Annotated in this window: 15 protein-coding genes; 8 read left to right on the forward strand and 7 right to left on the reverse strand. The window is 73.0% G+C overall.

Translation table 11 applies throughout. The features are described from left to right. The first annotated feature begins 148 nt into the window (after positions 1-148). From EDF27_RS00360 to EDF27_RS00380, 5 genes are all read left to right on the forward strand, one after another. A complete protein-coding gene (locus tag EDF27_RS00360; protein ID WP_132046718.1) occupies positions 149-793 on the forward strand; it encodes a TetR/AcrR family transcriptional regulator in 645 nt (214 codons plus the stop codon). Next, on the forward strand, positions 790-1,518 hold the full coding sequence (locus EDF27_RS00365) for a hypothetical protein (protein WP_132046720.1): 729 nt from the start codon (positions 790-792) through the stop codon (positions 1,516-1,518). The genes EDF27_RS00360 and EDF27_RS00365 overlap by 4 nt, the downstream gene beginning before the upstream one ends. Then, the gene (locus tag EDF27_RS00370; protein ID WP_123701363.1) at positions 1,515-3,749 is read left to right on the forward strand and encodes a YhgE/Pip domain-containing protein; all 2,235 of its coding nucleotides are present in this window, start codon (positions 1,515-1,517) and stop codon (positions 3,747-3,749) included. The genes EDF27_RS00365 and EDF27_RS00370 overlap by 4 nt, the downstream gene beginning before the upstream one ends. A 257-nt stretch (positions 3,750-4,006) precedes the next feature. Beyond that, positions 4,007-4,810 (forward strand): NAD(P)-dependent oxidoreductase, encoded by an 804-nt coding sequence (locus EDF27_RS00375; RefSeq protein ID WP_132046722.1) that lies wholly within the window; start codon positions 4,007-4,009, stop codon positions 4,808-4,810. A 66-nt stretch (positions 4,811-4,876) separates the two neighbouring features. Continuing rightward, the gene (locus tag EDF27_RS00380; protein WP_123701361.1) at positions 4,877-5,866 is read left to right on the forward strand and encodes a LacI family DNA-binding transcriptional regulator; all 990 of its coding nucleotides are present in this window, start codon (positions 4,877-4,879) and stop codon (positions 5,864-5,866) included. A gap of 56 nt (positions 5,867-5,922) precedes the next feature. Here EDF27_RS00380 and EDF27_RS00385 read toward each other — a convergent pair whose 3' ends face one another. The 3 genes from EDF27_RS00385 to EDF27_RS00395 form a co-directional block, all read right to left on the reverse strand. Next, positions 5,923-6,597 carry a TrmH family RNA methyltransferase gene (locus EDF27_RS00385; RefSeq protein ID WP_207909540.1) on the reverse strand — a complete coding sequence of 225 codons (675 nt, stop codon included), beginning with the start codon at positions 6,595-6,597 and terminating at the stop codon, positions 5,923-5,925. A 67-nt stretch (positions 6,598-6,664) separates the two neighbouring features. Beyond that, positions 6,665-6,961, reverse strand: a complete 297-nt coding sequence (locus EDF27_RS00390; RefSeq protein WP_123701360.1) for a DUF4190 domain-containing protein — start codon at positions 6,959-6,961, stop codon at positions 6,665-6,667. A gap of 50 nt (positions 6,962-7,011) precedes the next feature. Then, on the reverse strand, positions 7,012-7,710 hold the full coding sequence (locus EDF27_RS00395) for a TetR/AcrR family transcriptional regulator C-terminal domain-containing protein (protein ID WP_132046724.1): 699 nt from the start codon (positions 7,708-7,710) through the stop codon (positions 7,012-7,014). Between the two features lie 176 nt (positions 7,711-7,886). Here EDF27_RS00395 and EDF27_RS00400 point away from each other — a divergent pair, with 176 nt between their 5' ends. Both EDF27_RS00400 and EDF27_RS00405 read left to right on the forward strand, forming a co-directional pair. Beyond that, positions 7,887-8,684 carry an HAD-IIA family hydrolase gene (locus tag EDF27_RS00400; RefSeq protein ID WP_123654467.1) on the forward strand — a complete coding sequence of 266 codons (798 nt, stop codon included), beginning with the start codon at positions 7,887-7,889 and terminating at the stop codon, positions 8,682-8,684. A gap of 2 nt (positions 8,685-8,686) precedes the next feature. After that, positions 8,687-9,475, forward strand: coding sequence for a methyltransferase domain-containing protein (locus EDF27_RS00405; protein ID WP_132046726.1), 789 nt, complete (start codon positions 8,687-8,689; stop codon positions 9,473-9,475). A 187-nt stretch (positions 9,476-9,662) separates the two neighbouring features. Here the strand turns inward: EDF27_RS00405 and EDF27_RS00410 are convergent, their stop codons facing one another. From EDF27_RS00410 to EDF27_RS00420, 3 genes are all read right to left on the reverse strand, one after another. Beyond that, complete coding sequence (locus tag EDF27_RS00410; protein WP_132046728.1) at positions 9,663-10,535, reverse strand: L,D-transpeptidase; 873 nt, start codon at positions 10,533-10,535, stop codon at positions 9,663-9,665. A gap of 128 nt (positions 10,536-10,663) precedes the next feature. Continuing rightward, positions 10,664-12,460 (reverse strand): phosphatase PAP2 family protein, encoded by a 1,797-nt coding sequence (locus EDF27_RS00415; protein WP_132046730.1) that lies wholly within the window; start codon positions 12,458-12,460, stop codon positions 10,664-10,666. Positions 12,461-12,577: 117 nt separating this feature from the next. Further along, entirely contained in the window at positions 12,578-13,537 is a 960-nt protein-coding gene (locus EDF27_RS00420) for a CPBP family intramembrane glutamic endopeptidase (RefSeq protein WP_165931286.1), read from the reverse strand. An 80-nt stretch (positions 13,538-13,617) separates the two neighbouring features. Here EDF27_RS00420 and EDF27_RS00425 point away from each other — a divergent pair, with 80 nt between their 5' ends. Beyond that, positions 13,618-14,307, forward strand: a complete 690-nt coding sequence (locus EDF27_RS00425; protein WP_123654476.1) for a metal-dependent transcriptional regulator — start codon at positions 13,618-13,620, stop codon at positions 14,305-14,307. A gap of 408 nt (positions 14,308-14,715) precedes the next feature. Here EDF27_RS00425 and EDF27_RS00430 read toward each other — a convergent pair whose 3' ends face one another. After that, positions 14,716-16,008: a sodium:proton exchanger gene (locus EDF27_RS00430; RefSeq protein ID WP_243698159.1), complete on the reverse strand. Its 1,293-nt coding sequence runs from the start codon at positions 16,006-16,008 to the stop codon at positions 14,716-14,718. Positions 16,009-16,205: the final 197 nt, after the last annotated feature.

Genomic DNA, 16,205 nt, shown 5'->3' on the forward strand with positions numbered 1-16,205 from the left:
GCTCCATCCGTGTTGCTTTGGGAATTGCTCAGAAGCTATGTGGTGGTTCACAGACGCGGGAGTCGGCACTTTGGGGGACGTCCCCCGAACGGGGGTACCCCGATCCGGTTAACTTGCACAGGCGTGTGCACGTTATTACGATGGTCGTGTGAGCACCGCCACCACACCGATCCGCGCTCCCCGGCGCGACGCGACCGAGAACCGGGCTGCCTTGATCGACGCCGCGAAGACCGTGCTGCAGCGGGATCCGGACGCCTCGCTCGAGACGATCGCGACCGCGGCCGGGCTCTCCCGCCGCGCGGTCTACGGACACTTCCCCTCCCGCGACGACCTCGTCCGCGCCGTCGTCACCGCCGGTGCCGCACGCGTCGCCGCAGCCATGCCGACCTCCACCGATCTCGGCGACCTCCCGCCGGCAGCGCGCATCGCGGCCATCGCCGTCACCCTCTGGTCCGAGGTCTCCCACGTCCGCTCGATGGCCCGGATCGCCGTCCGGAGCCCCTACGGGGAGTCCGTCGCCGAGGTCTTCGCGCCGCTCCGTGCCCAGGTCCGTGACGCGTGCGCGCTCGGGATCGCGGACGGATCGATGCGCACCGACGTCGACGCGGCCACACTCGGACGTCTGGTCGAGGGCGCGTGCATCGCCGTCCTCGACGAAGCCACCCGCTCCGGCACCCCGGACCAGGCCGGCCGACGCATGGTCGTCCTCTCCGCACTGGGGATGGCCGGCATCGACTGGCGCACCGCCGCACTGACCGACCCACTCGACCCCGCCCAGGGAGCACCAGCATGAGCACGCTCGAGATCGACACCGCCGGCATCGGCGACGAACCGGGAGCACCGCTGCCCGTCGTCTCCGCCGTCGCCGGGCCGCACCGCCCGGGCATCGTCGCCGTCGAGACCGAGCAGGCCCCCGTGCTCGCCTCCCTCGTCGCCGGCGGCCGGATGAAGCCGGACCGCGGGCGGGTGCTCCTCGACGGGCACGACGACCCCGCGGCGCTCCGCCGGGCGTTCGCGCTCGTGGACACCCCGGGGGTCGCCGAGCCCTTCCCCGTGATGACGCTCCGACGCATCGTGCGTGAAGAGCTCGCGTTCGCCGGGCAGCGCCCCTCCCGCGAGCACGTCGACACCGTGCTCGACGAACTCGGCGTGAGCGCGTACGCCGACACCGCCGTGCAGCGCGTCCCCACCGACGTCCGGGTCCGGCTGCTCGTCGAGCTCGCACTGCTGCGGGACGGCGTCACCGGCCTGGTGATCACCTCCCCCGAACGCCACGGCGGCTCGGTCGCGAGCTGGTTCGCCGTCGTCCGCGACGTCGCCCAGCGCGGCATCACCGTGCTCCTCGTCACCTCGAAGGCCGCGGCGGAGACCGCCGAGCGCCTGCTGGCGACCATCCCCGTACCGAACGACGACCTGCCCGACGAGGGCGCATCCGCAACTGAGGGTCCCGATGACGCGACCTCCCCCACCGGAGGCGAGCAGCGCCTCCCGTCGGACACCCTGGAGACCCGCTCGTGACCACCACCTCGCTCGTCCGCGCCGAACTCGCGCGCCTCACCGCGACCCCGCTCGCCCGCCTGGCGTTCATCGCGCTCATGGTCGTCCCGCTGCTCTACGGCGGCGCGTACCTCTGGGCGAACCGCGACCCGTACGCCAAGCTCGACCAGGTCCCCGCGGCGATCGTGAACCAGGACGCCGGCGCCACGCTCGACGGCGACACCGTGAACTACGGCAAGGACGTCACGAAGCGCGCGATCGACGGCGGCGACTTCGGGTGGGTGAAGACCACCGCGGCCGACGCCCGCTCGGGTGTCCGGAACGGCACGTACGACTTCGTCGTGACGATCCCGCACGACTTCTCGGAGTCGCTGGTGTCGGCGCAGACGAACGACCCGAAGCGTGCCGAACTCGTCATGACGACGGCGGACACGAACTCCTACCTCGCGTCGACCATCGCGGAGCAGGCCGGCAAGACCATGCGCACCGCCGTGGCCGAACAGGTCGGCAAGAAGGCGGCGAAGACCCTGCTCGTCGGGCTGGCCGACGTGCGCGACAGCCTCGGCGACGCGGTCGACGGGGCCGGCGACCTCGCTTCCGGAGCCACCACCGCATCGAACGGTGCCGACCAGCTCGCCGACGGCACCGGCAAGCTCGAGAGCGGCGCGGCGCAGCTCGCCGCGGGCACCGCGGACCTCCCCGCGCAGACGACGAAGCTCAACGACGGCGCGCAGCAGGTGGCGACCGGTGCCGGGACGCTGTCGTCCGGGCTGTCCACGCTGCAGCAGTCCACGGCGTCGCTGCCGTCCCAGACCACGCAGCTGGACGACGGCGCCACGAAGCTGCAGAGCGGGCTCCACCAGCTCCGCGACCAGACCGCGACGCTGCCGGCCGACACGAAGACGCTCGCCACCGGTGCCGCTGCAGTGGCCTCCGGGAACGCGACGCTCGCGACGGACGCGCAGCCGCTCATCGACGGGGTCGAACAGCTCGCCGCCGACTCACCGCAGCTCGTCGCGACGCTGAAGCCCGTCGTGCAGGCGTCGACGGTGCTGACCGCAGCGCAGAAGACCGAGCTCCTCGCCACCCTGGACACGCTCCAGACGCAGAGTTCGCAGCTCGGCGCCGGCGGCGCCGCGGTGTCCGAGGCGCTCGGCAAGCTGCAGACCGGCAGTGCACAGGTGTCCGACGGCGCGTCGAAGCTCGCGACCGCCGCGCCGCAGCTGACGTCCGGCGTCCAGCAGCTCTCCGACGGGTCGGACTCGCTCGCCGCCGGCACCGGGAAGCTCGCGGCCGCGGCACCGGCGCTGACCAACGGCATCTCCTCCGCAGCCACGGGTGCGTCCACGCTGTCGAACGGCGCCTCGCAGGTCGCAGCAGGCACGTCGAAGCTGGCGTCTGCCGCACCGACGCTGTCGAACGGCGCCGCGACGCTGGCCACGGGGACCGCTTCCGCCGACGACGGCGCGAAGTCGCTGGCGAGCGGGCTGCACACGCTGTCCTCCGGTGCGTCCACGCTCGCGTCGAAGCTCGACGAGGGCCGGACGAAGATCCCGGCGTCGACCGCGTCCCAGCGATCGGCGCAGGCTTCGGTGATCTCGAACCCGGTGAAGGTCGGTGACGACAACGTCGCCGCGGCCGACAACTACGGAGCCGGCCTCGCGCCGTTCTTCATCTCACTGGCGGCCTGGATCGGCATGTACGCGCTGTTCCTCATCCTCAAGCCGATCTCGAAGCGGGCGATCACCGCCGTGCGGAAGCCGCTGCAGATCGTCCTCGGCGGGTGGCTCACCCCCGTGGTGCTCGGCATCGTGCAGATGGTGGCGCTGTTCTTCATCGTGCGGTTCGCGCTCGACCTGAACGTGGTGCACGCCGGAGCGACGATCGGGGTGATGGTGCTGGCATCGGCGACGTTCGCGGCGGTCCTGATGGCGCTCAACGTGCTCCTCGGGTCCGTCGGACAGTTCCTCGGCCTGGTGCTCATGCTGGTGCAGCTCGTCACCGCCGGTGGCACGTTCCCCTGGCAGACCCTCCCCGGGCCGTTGGCGGCGCTGCACTTCGCCCTGCCGATGACGTACTCCGTCGACGCCCTGCGGCAGACGATGTACGGCGGGTCAGCGGGTGCGGCGTGGTCGGACGCGGGCGTGCTCGCGTGCTGGATGCTCGGCGCGCTGCTGGTCACCTTCGTGGTGGCTGCCCGGCAGGGGCGCTCCCGGACGCTGCGCGACCTGCGCCCGAGCCTGATCGGGTAGCGCCCGCGGCCGCGGCCGGGCCGGGGCCGCGGCCGGGCCGGGGCCGCGGCCGGGCCGGGGCCGCGGCCGGGCCGGGGCCGCGGCCGGGCCGGGGCCGCGGCCGGGGCCGGCGCCGCCTGCCTTCGCACAACCGAAAGCACTCCGCACCACGTGATCCCGTGGTGCGGAGTGCTTTCGGTTGTGCGAAGCCGCGCCGCACCGCGCGCGCGCCCGGCGCCCGCGAGCGCCGCGACCTCGGCGCGCGTAGCGTCGCGGGCATGGCGACGCTGCTCATCACCGGGGCGGCCGGACGCATCGCGACGGCGTTGCGTCCCCGGCTGCTGGACGCTGGACACGACCTCGTGCTGCTCGACGAGCGGCCCCCGGACCCACCGGTCGGGGATCGCGAGCGGTTCGTCCCCGGGTCGGTGAACGACCGCGCGGCGCTCGAGACCGCGCTGCCCGGGGTCGACACGGTCGTGCACCTGGCCGGCATCCCGACCGAGGACACCTGGGACGCGCTCATCGACGCCAACGTCACCGGGACGAAGAACGTCCTGGAGGCCGCTGCCGCCGCCGGGGTGCTCCGTGTCGTCCAGGCGAGCTCGATCCACGCCGTCGGCCGGGTGCCCGAGGAGACCGACGCACCCGCGAGCGTCCCCGGCGACCGGCTCCCCCGGCCCGACTCGTACTACGGCGTGACGAAGGCGACGATGGAGCTCCTCGGGAGCCTCTTCGCCGACCGGTACGAGATGTCCGTCGTGTCCGCCCGGATCGGCGCGTTCGGGGAGCGTCCGGACTCGCGCCGGGCGCTGCTGATGTGGAGCTCGCCGGACGACCTCGCCCGGCTGGTGTCGGCGACGGTCGAGCTGACCGAACCCGGGCACCACGTGGTGTGGGCGGTGTCGCGGAACAGCGGCGCGCCCGCGGACTTCACCGCTGGCGAGCGGATCGGCTTCCACCCCGTCGACGACGCGTCCACGGTGCTCGACGCCGACGAACGGGTGGCGCTCCCGCCGGAGGACATGGCGTTCCTCGGCGGCGGCATGGCGGACATGCCCCTCGGACACCCGCGCGACTGACCCACCCCGTACCCCAGGCACGCCCCGCTACGATCGGGGGACGCAAGCCGGAGGTCGATGCTGACAATGGGAGACGCGAAACCCGCGACGATCTACGACGTCGCTGCCCGGGCGGGGGTGTCGAAGTCGCTCGTCTCGCTCGTGCTGCAACGGTCCCCGCGCGTGAGCGAGCAACGCCGAGCAGCCGTCCTCACGGCGATCCAGGAACTCGACTACCGGCCCTCCACCGCAGCGGTCTCGCTCGCCGGCACCCGGAGCCGCACGATCGGCGTCGTGCTCGACGACTTCCGCAACCAGTGGTTCGTGGACCTGCTGACCGGCCTCCGGGAAGCCCTGCAGGACCAGGGCCACCGGCTCGTCGTCGCGGACCGGTTCCTCAACACCGGACTCGACGCCTCCCCGGTGGAGGGCTTCCTCTCGATGCGCGTCGAGGGCATCGTCATCGCGGGTGAGCCCGACACCGACCTCGCCATCCCCGCGTCCACCCCGCTCGTCATCGCCGGGGGCCGGCTGTCGATCCCCCGCGCGGACACGGTCGCGAACGACGACCGTGCCGGCGGCCGGATGGCGGCGCAGCACCTCCTCGGGCTCGGACACACCCGGCTCGGCTTCGTCGGCGCGCAGTCCGCGGCGGCCGTCGAGCGGCTCGCCGGCTTCCGGGAGGGCGTCGGCGAGTCCGCTGCCGTCGCGGTCTCCAGCCTCGCGGGCGAGCTGACCGAGGACGCCGGAGCACGCGCCACCCGGGCGCTCCTCGACGAGCACCCCGACGTCACGGCCGTGTTCGCCGGCAACGACGTGATGGCGCTCGGCGCGATGTCCGCCCTCGCCGAGCGCGGACTCCGCGTCCCCGAGGACGTCTCGGTGATCGGCTACGACGACACCCCGATCGCGGCCACCCGGTACGTCGGGCTGACGAGCATCGACGACCGCAGCGTCGAGATCGGCCGCGGGTCCGGGGAGCGCCTGCTCGCCCGCATCGCGGACCCGGACATCGCGGCGACGGAGACGCTGGTGGAACCCCGCCTGGTCGCCCGGCGCACGACCGCCAGGCGCTGACGCCACCCCGGCCGGGAGGCCCGGCGCACCCCGTCAGACCGGCACCGGCCCGGCACTCAGCGGGCGGGCGCCGCGTGCCGGACGATCCAGGCGTGCATGACGATGGCGGCCGCCGCCGAGGCGTTGATGCTCCGCGTCGACCCGTACTGCGCGATCTCCAGGTGCCCGTCCGCACCGGCGACGGCCTCGTCGGTGAGCCCCGGCCCCTCCTGCCCGAACAGGAACACGCACCGCTCCGGCACCTCGGCGGTCTCGAGCATCGCGGCTCCGGGGGTGTTGTCGATCGCGATGACCGGCCGCCCCTCGTCGCGCATGGCCGCCAGGAACGACGCCACGTCCGGGTGGTTCCGCACGTGCTGGTACCGGTCGGTGACCATCGCCCCGCGGCGGTTCCACCGGCGACGCCCGATGATGTGCACGGTGCCCGCCAGGAACGCGTTGGCACTCCGCACGATCGATCCGATGTTGAGGTCGTGCTGCCAGTTCTCGATCGCCACGTCGAAGCCGTGCCGGCGGGTGTCGAGGTCCGCGACGATGGCCTCCATCGACCAGTAGCGGTAGTGGTCGACGACGTTGCGGGTGTCCCCGTGCTCCAGCAGCTCGGGGTCGAGCCGGGGGTCGTCCGGCCAGGGCCGCGGGTGCGGGCCGACGCCGTGCGTCGTGCGCTCGTGCGTCGGCGCGGGCAGGTCGGTCGGAGCGGGCGACTCGGTCGGGGCGGGCTCGTCGGTCACGACTCCAGGGTAGAGCCGCGGCGGTCAGGCGCGGGCCGGCCCGGACGAGCACGCCCCCGGACGACGGTCAGTACGAGTACGACGGGGCGGGAGCGTTCGCCGCGAGGACCGCGATCAGCACGAACAGCAGGATGTACAGCAGTGTGATCGCCCCGCCGACGATGACCGCGGCGAGCGCGAGACCGCGGCCACCCTCGGACCGCTTGCGGGCCTGCGACATCGCGACGAAACCGAGGACGAACCCGATCAGCGGTGCGACGAACGCGGCGACGAGCGCGATGATCGCGAGTGTGTTCGTTCGCTGGGGGACGGATGCGGAGGGCTGCTGCGTGGCGGGCTGGGGAAACTGGTACTGAGTGGACATCGTGAAAGACGGTATCTCAGATCTTTTTTTGTTGGGAACCGTATCGAAATTCAGCGCACGCGCGACTCGATGCCCGCGAGCAGGACGTCGAGCCCGAGCTGGAAGCGGTCCTCGTACGAGTGCGTCCCGACGAGCTCACTGACGAGGGCGTGCCGTTCCGGTCGTCCGGCATCCGCGTCGCCGCGCCCGACCTGCACGCCGGCGTGCCCCACGACGAAGTCGTAGACGACGAAGAACGCGTACATCGCCTCGGCGTCGGGCAGTCCGCCGGTGCGCAGGGCGCCGACGACCGTCCGGACCACGCCGTCGGACTCGTCGGACACGAGCGGCCCGCGGCGGCTGTGCGACTCGAGCACGAGCGGGTGGGTGCGCATCAGGTCACGGAAGGTGGTCGCGAAGGTCCGCACCACCGCCTGCCACTCCGACGGCCAGACGAACGTCGACGCGAACTCGTCCACGGTGCGGCGGACGATCTCCGCGTGCAGGTCGTCGAGGCCGCCGATGGTCCGGTGCACCGTCATCGGGGCGACGCCGAGCCGCTGCCCGAGCGCCCGGAAGGAGAGCCGCTCGAGCCCGTCCTCGTTCGCGATCACCGTGGCGGCGTCGATCACCTGCTCGCGGCTCAGCACGTTGGGGCGTCCCCGGCGTCGTCGCGGCGCCACGACCTCACCCGCGGCGGAGGCCGCAGCCGACACCGCGGCCGCAGCCGGTCGGGGTGTCACGGTCGGGTTTCCGGGTTCGACGAGCACGGGTGGCCTCCTTGTTGCGGTACGTGTCCCGAAAAGCCTAGGGCAAAGCCGAGTGGCATTCGGTGTCTCGACCTTCTCGGGTCCGGAAGCGGCGCGCAAGAGCCGATCGGAGCCTCCCGGCCCTTTCGAAGCCCACCCCGTGCCGGGCCGCCACGTGCGCGCACTAGGGTGAGGCCATGGCATCCCGCGACGACGTCGAGTGCTGGCTGACGGACATGGACGGCGTGCTGGTCCACGAGAACCAGGCGCTCCCCGGTGCACCCGAACTGATCCAGCAGTGGCTCGACGAGGGCACCGAGTTCCTCGTCCTGACGAACAACTCGATCTTCACCCCGCGCGATCTCAGCGCCCGGCTCCGCTGGTCCGGTCTCGAGGTGCCGGAGGACCGCATCTGGACCTCCGCACTCGCCACGGCGGACTTCTGCAAGTCCCAGATGCCCGGCGGCTCCGCGTTCGTCATCGGGGAAGCCGGCATGACCACGGCGCTCCACGAAGCCGGCTTCATCATGACCGAGACCGCCCCCGACTACGTCGTCGTCGGCGAGACCCGGAACTACTCGTTCGAGGCGATCACGAAGGCCGTCCGGCTGATCCGTGACGGCGCCCGGTTCATCGTCACGAACCCCGACGCGACCGGCCCGAGCGCCGAGGGCGTCCTGCCCGCCACCGGCGCGATCGCCGCGATGATCGAGAAGGCCACCGGCAAGCAGCCCTACGTGGTCGGCAAGCCGAACCCGATGATGTTCCGCTCCGCGATGAACCGGATCGGTGCGCACTCGGAGAACACCGGGATGATCGGCGACCGGATGGACACCGACGTCCAGGCCGGCATCGAAGCGGGGCTGCACACCGTCCTCGTGATGACGGGCATCAGCGACCAGGCCGAGATCGACCGCTACCCGTTCCGGCCGAGCGAGGTCATCTCCGGCGTCCACGAGCTCGTGCGCACGGAGCCCGTCGAAGTCGAGATGTAGGCATGCGCTGGGACCCGGCGCGGTACGCCGCGTTCAGCGACGAGCGGTCGCGCCCGTTCCACGACCTGGTCGCGCAGATCGGCCAGGAGGCTCCCCGTCGCGTCGTCGACCTCGGCTGCGGTTCCGGGGCCCTCACGGCCACCCTCGCGGAACGCTGGCCGTCGGCTCGCGTCGTCGGGATCGACTCCTCCGCGGAGATGCTCGAGGACGCGGCTCCCCTGGCCCAGCGTTACCCGAACCTGTCGTTCGCGCTCGGCCCCATCGAGGACTGGGCTCCCACCGCGTCGGACGACGTCGTGGTCACCAACGCCGCGCTGCAGTGGGTCCCGTCACACACGTCGCTGCTGCCCGGGTGGCTCGCCGCGATGCCGACGGGTTCGTGGTTCGCGATGCAGGTCCCCGGCAACTTCGACTCCCCGTCGCACGCGCTGATGCGCGCCGTCGCGGACGAGGGCCCATGGGCGGCGGCGCTGTCCGGCGTGCTCCGGGCGGACCCGGTGCTCGATGCGGCCGGGTACCTCGACCTGTTCGAGTCGAACGACTTCCGGGCGTCGGCGTGGGAGACCACGTACATGCAGCTCCTGCAGGGCGAGGACCCGGTGCTCGACTGGGTCCGGGGCACCGGGCTCCGACCGGCCCTGGCTGCGCTCGACGTCGCCGACCCGTCCGGCTCCCTGACCGCCGAGTTCGAGGCCACCTACGCCGCACGCCTGCGGCACGCGTACCCGGCGGGTCCGCACGGCACCGTCTACCCCTTCCGCCGCGTCTTCACGGTCGCCCGCAAGCGCTGACGCGCGCGCGGCGCGCCCGCGCGAGCCGCCCGCGCCCGCGCGGGGCGGGCCAGGCGCGTCGTCCCCGTCCGGTGAGATCGCACTTCGTGTCGCGTCCCCCGGACGCCGACCGACACGAAGTGCGATCTCACCGGGGCCGGCGGCCGGCGGCGCGCGGCGCGCGGCGCGCGGCGCGCGCGTGGCGCGCCTACTCGACCGTCACCAGGGTGCCGAGCGGCAGGGCGTTCACCGCTGCCACCGCGTCGGCGTCGAGCCGGACGCACCCGTGCGAGACGGCACCCGAGGTCGCGGCGTTCCAGTGCATCCCGATCAGCCCGCCGTCGTGCCCGCCGTACGGCTCGTCGGCCGCCGCGGAGTGCAGTGAGGTGAGCTGGATCGGGTGGTCGCCGGTGCCCTGGCTCGGGTCGACGTAGCGCTGCTCCAGGTATCCCGTCACGCCGGTCGGGGTCGGGGTGTCCGCCGTGCCGACCCCAGCCGAGAAGCGCTGCTGGACGGCACCGGAGGCGGACACGATCGAGACGGTCTGGTCCTTCGTGGAGATCACCACGCGCGACGACGGCGTCGACATCCGCGTCAGCGACGCGGCGGGCACCCAGGCCGAGGTCTGCGCCGCGGCCCCGGACGCCCCGGCCGCGGACGGCAGCTGCCGACGGGCGGGGGTGAGCACGAGTTCCCACGCGCCCTCGCGGCGGAGCCCGACGACGGTCGTCGGCTGCTGCAGGAAGTCCTTGCTCGCGAACCGGGCGACGGCCGTGTGGCGGTCCGCGCCGAACAGGGGCGCATCGGCGCGCAGGTGGAAGACGGTGTCCTCCGTCACGGTGTGCTCGACCGGGACGAGTCCCGCGATGACCGCGGAGTACTGCGCCTCGGGCAACGCGGCGAGGGCGGCGGCGGAGACCGACGGCACCGCCGGGATCGCGGCGGCCGACGCGGACGGGGACGTGGGCGTGGCCCCCGGAGCAGCCGGGGTGCTGCCGAGCAGCGGGACGGTGAGCGCGCCGGCGGCGACGACGGCCGCTGCCGCGATGCTGACGGAGGTCCAGAGCGTGCGCTTGTGCAAGGGAACGGTCTCTCTCGGGGTGGGAGCCGGCGGGGCGGCGGGGCGGCGGTGAGCCGAGCCTCCCGGCCGGGTGGAACGGGACCGGTCGGCCGACGTGCCGTGCACGCCGGCCGACCGGTGGTGGTGCGTCAGCCGCTGACGACGGGCAGGTGGATGCCGGTCGTCGGGACGACGGTGGTGCCGGTGCCGGTGCCGTTCCCGCTGCCTGCCGGGGCGGCCGCTGCCGTCACGGTGATCGCGAGCGGGTCGACGAGCGCCGAGGCGCCCGTTGCGTCGACCACGTCGATCGTGTGCGAGCCAGCGGTCGTGGCGGCCGGGATCGCGACGTTGCCGGACAGGTCGCCCGAGGCGTCCGCGATGAGCGTGCCGACCACGACCGGGTCGCTGTGCAGCACGACCTGGTAGCGCGCGCCGGCGGTGAAGCCGGTGCCGGCGAGGGCCAGCTCGGTGCCGGCCTGGACGCTCGTGCCGTTCGGGGCGGTGATGACACCCGTGACGACCTTCGCCGTGCCACCCGTCGAGACGACCTGCACGGACCCGTCAGCGGCGACCGCCACGGTCGCGCTCGTCGCGGCGGCGAGGTCGAGGCGCTGCCACGAACCGTTCGCCGTGCCCGACTGGTCGAGCGGCGAGCCCGATGCGATCTCGGTCTGCGCGAGCACCGCGGTGCGCTGCGCGTCGGTGAGGGTCGGGAACGTGGTGAGCAGGAGGTTCTCCGCACCGGTGGGGACCGACGGTGCGAGCCCCGCCGTGCCGGTCGCCGCGAAGCCGTACGTCATGCGCTCCTCGTAGACCTTCACGGCCGAGGCGCGGTCGGTGATGACCTGCGACGTGCCACCCGGGATCGCCTTGCCGCCGTAGGGGTCGTTCTCGTAGGGCTGCTCGGCGGCGATGCAGTTCGCGAGGGTGTCGCCGCACTTCGCCTCGAGGTAGCTGACGAGCTCCTTGCGGGCCGGCTCGAGGACGTCCGTCCGGTACGCGGTGTCCGACCAGCGGGCCGCCAGGGCCGCCTCGCCGTCGATGCGCCCGCCGATGATGTCGAGCGGGTAGTGCACGCCGAGGACGATGCGGTCGTTGCCGTTCTCCGAGGTGCGCGCGAGGATCTCCGGCGCGAGCTCCGGGACGAGCGTGGCCAGCGTGATGCCCGCCTGGTACGCCGTCGTGGTGTGCCCGCTCGGGTAGGAGCCGCCGGTGCAGATGCCGACCGTGCCGTACCCGGCGTCGAGGACGACGTCGTTCGGCGAGAACTCCTTCGTCGTGTCGGTGGCGACCGGGACCCGCGTGATCTTCAGCGTGCCGTCGGCGCTGGCGTAGGACTTCCCGACGCGGTTCGGCGTGACGGACGAGGCGTTCACCGTCGTCGGTGCGCAACCGGTCTGGTCGTCGCTCGCGGGCAGCGTCGCCGTGGTGGTGGCCGGCAGGTACGGGCGCGGGTAGCTGAAGTGCGCCTTCGCGTCGCCGGTGCTGACGTACGCGCCGGTCGTGCCGTTCGAGCTGTTGATGAGCGCGCTGGTGAGCGGGAGGTCCCCGTCGGTACGGCCGTCGACGTAGATCTTCTCGAGTGCGGCACCGAGACCCTGGGACACCGTGAACGACTGGTCGTAGGCGGTGTTCGTCGCGTTGTTGTACTCGGAGTCCTGCAGCGCCCGGAACTGCTGCGCCGTCGTGGCGTTCTGGTTGATCCAGGACGCCAGCTCGTCGTTCTTCGCGAGCGTCGCCGCGCCCACGACCGTGCCGTGCAGGTCGTTCGTGCCGCTGGACTTCCAGAACGAGTCGTAGCCGCCCAGGAGCGAGGTCAGGTCCGGCTTGGTGGTGTCGCTCGGGTAGCCGGCGGCGGAGGCCGCGAGCGGGGTGCCGATGACCAGGGACGTCGCGATCGCCGCGACGGTCACCCCCGTGGCCACGGCGCGTGCGGATGTGCGCATGCGTGGTTGCCGCCCGGGGACCCGGGCGGCGCTCCTCTCTGTGTACCGACCGTCAGTTGCTGACGAGAACGGTCAGACGGTAAGGAGGCCCGGTGTCGGTCCGGCGAACGGCCAGCGTCAGGAAGGTGAACCGGACGGGGTGTCTGTGGAGTCTCGCAGGTCGCGCCCGCCGGGAACGGCCCGGCGTGCGTACACGCCGGGCGGCGGCACGACGTCACGCTGCGGCACGTCGTTCGGGGGCACGTCGTTCGGCGGCACGTCGTTGGGCGGCACGTCCCGCCAGCGTCGCCGCAGTCGGCGCGGCCGGTCGTCCCGCCACGCGATCACCCCGCCGGCGACGATGCCGAGCACGAGCACCGCGAACGCCACGAGCCCGAGCAGCCCCGCGAGCGCGATGTCGCCGAAGCCCCGGTTCGCGGTCGCGGACACCGCGATCGACCCGAAGTCCCACACCGCGTGCAGGAGCACCGGCAGGAGCAGGTTCCCGCTGAGCCGACGGGCGACGTACAGGACGGAGCCGAACGACGCCGCGAACACGACCTGGATCAGCGTCGGGCCGATCCCGGCGCCGGCGAGGGCGTTGAGCAGGTGCAGCAGCCCGAACAGCACGCAGGAGACGATCCACACGCCGAACTCGGGCAGCCGTCGGCGCAGCCCCACGAGGAGCACGCCGCGGGTCATCAGCTCCTCGAAGAACCCGACGAAGAGCACCCCGACCCCGAGCAGCGCGAAGTAGTGCCACGGCAGCGCGGTCCAGTCGACCAGCGGCAGGCGGGCCAGGCAGACGGCGAGGATCAGCGCGGGCGCGGTCCAGGTCCACCGTGGGCGTCCCCGGGTCGGGTCGACCGTCGCGATCCGCCACCAGCCGAGGGCCGTGACGACGACCGCCAGCCCGAGTGCCGCGATCCCCTCCGGGATGACGAGCGCCTGCACGACGCTGTCGACCGTGAGCCCGAGGGACGGGTAGTCGTCGCTCGGTCGCGCACGCCAGGCGCTGATCGCGGCGAACACGAGCATCGGTGCGAGGCCGACCAGGAGCGACGGCGGGACGGGCCAGCGCCGTCTCTGTTCGGTCATGCCTGTTTGTACCATTGGGACATGCGCCTTCCTTCGCTCTCGACCATGGCCCGTAGTAGCCACAGCACTACGGCGGCGTGATGCGACTCCCTTCTCTGTCGACCATGGCGGAGGACTACGTCAAGCTCATCTGGAAGGCCCGGGAGCGCGGTGACACCGGCATCGCGACCAGGGACATCGCCGCGTCGCTGAAGGTCTCCGCCTCGACCGTGTCCGGCAACCTCCGGAAGCTCGACCGCGACGGCCTCATCGAGCACACCCCGTACTACGGCGTCGTGCTCACCCCGCTCGGACAGCAGGTCGCCGTGGCGATGGTCCGCCGGCACCGGCTCATCGAGTCGTTCCTGGTGTCCCGGCTCGGCTACACCTGGGACGAGGTCCACACCGAGGCCGAGGCGCTCGAGCACGCGGTGTCCGAGACGTTCCTCGACCGGGTGGACGCCGACCTCGGGCACCCGACGCACGACCCCCACGGCGACCCGATCCCGCGCACCGACGGCACCCTGCCTGACTCCCCCGGGGCGCTCCTCGGCACGATCGCGCCCGGGTCGTGCGGCACCGTCGACCGGGTGTCCGACGACGACCCGTCGCTGCTGCGGTACTTCGACGAGCTCGGCGTGGGGCTCGGCACGCACCTCCGGGTGGAGCAGGTCCGCGACTACGCGGGCGTCATCGCGGTGGCTCGGCGGGCCGCCGACGGGACGGAGTCCCTCGTCGACCTGCCGGCTGCGGCGGCCGACGCGATCTGGCTCGCTCCCGACGCCGACTGAGCCCCGCGCGCGGCGCGCCGCGCCCGCGGCGCGCACCCCGCGCACCCCGCGCACCCCGCGCACCCCGCTGAGATCGCACTTCGTGTCGGCTCGCGGTCGCCGCAGGCGACCCGAAGTGCGATCTCGACGGCGACGGAACGTGGGGGGGAGGTGGGGCCGACACCGTCGGACTGGAGGCTCGGTGCGGACCCGCGCCGAGCCCCCAGTCCAGAACGGGGCCTGGACCCGGGGCCGAGATCGCACTTCCTGTCGGCTCGCGGTCGTCGCGGCGACACGAAGTGCGATCTCACCGGCCCGCAAGGGGCGCGCGGCGCGGCGCGGCGCGGCGCGCGGCGCGGCGCGGCGCGGCGCGCGGCGCGGCGCGGCGCGCGGCGCGGCGCGGCGCGGCGCGGCGCGGCGCGGCGCGCGTCAGCGCTGGGACGGGGACGACGGGCGGCGGAAGGGGGCCGCGAGCGTGGGGAGGATGTCGCGGCGGTTGATCCAGAACACCACGAGCGCCGCGACGACGTGCACGATGCTGAGCACCCAGCGCCCGTTCGTGTCCGTCACGGCGAACTGCACCGCGAACAGCGCCGCGAGGGCGATCGCCGACCACCGGTGGAACCGCAGCGCGATGATGATCGCGACCCCGAGCAGGGTCTGCGACGCGGTCAGCATGAACTCCTCGACCTGCCGGCCGTCGAGCGGCAGCCCCCCGGTGGTGCCACCGCCGAGCACGTGCGCGATCGGCAGCGAGCCGACGAGCAGCGACCACTGGTTCACCTTCGACGCGATGAGCGTCCCGATGGCCGCGCCGCCCATCCCCCGCAGGGCGAACAGCGCCGCGACGATGAACTCCGGCGCCTCGGTCGCGAGCGGCGCGAGCCACTGCACGAGGAAGTAGCTGTCGATCCCGAGCGCGCTGCCCGACTGCACGAGGGCATCGGCGAAGGGCTCCGCGGAGGACAGGATGACCGCCGCGGCGACGACGAAGAGCGCCACGATCGTCCACCGCCGGGAGGTCTGCGACATCGACGCGATGTTGCCCGCCATGCCGACGAGCTCCTCGTCGTCGTCGTCCCCGTCGTCCGACACCTTCGACGCCCGCCACAGGTACAGCACGAACGCCGCGAGCAGCACGAACCCGAACCACATCGGGATCGACCCCATCAGCGGGATGAGGAACGCGACGAGCGCCAGCAGCGCCAGGAACCCGACGTCGAGCCGTGCGGAGCGCTCGAGCTCGAGCACCTTCGTGGCGATCGGGGGCATCGCGCCGCTGCGGACGAACCGCCGGGCGACGAGCAGCGAGATGATCACGACGAGGGGCCAGCCGAACCCGAGCAGCAGCCGGTTCGACCCGGTCATGTTGGCGGCCGCGAACTGCTCGTACGCGGGGTCGGATCCGGAGCGGAACGCGTAGTACAGGTCGACCGCGTACTCGGGCAGCACGGCGATGAGCGCGAGGATCGCGATGGCGAGCGCGCCGGCGATGTCCTTCTGCGCGGCCTCGGCTGCCCAGGCGAGCAGGAACGACGCGGCGACGACGGCCGCACCGAACACGAGCAGGTCGACGACGGGGTTCGGCGCGAACCCGCCGATCCGGAAGACGACGGCGGGCAGGGCGACGGCGATGCAGATCGCGATGCGTCCCCAGGCGCTGGCGCCCATCCGCGACACCGCGACGGCGGTCGCCGGTGCGGGAGAGAGGGTGTTCGTCATGGTGGTCCTCGTGGTCGAGCCATGACGCTGCACACACCTGAGCGGCTTCGGCCATGGCGGAACGGCCGAAGGTCTCGCTCGCCTCTGCCGTGCGGTGGGCACGGGCCGAGGTGGTGCACCGGGCCGATCGTCGTGATGGCCAGTGTGTCGATGCACGCGCTGGGAGCTACTCCCCTTCGACACCCACCTTGGCGCGC

The organism is Curtobacterium sp. PhB136, from assembly GCF_004346855.1.
Lineage (GTDB): Bacteria > Actinomycetota > Actinomycetes > Actinomycetales > Microbacteriaceae > Curtobacterium.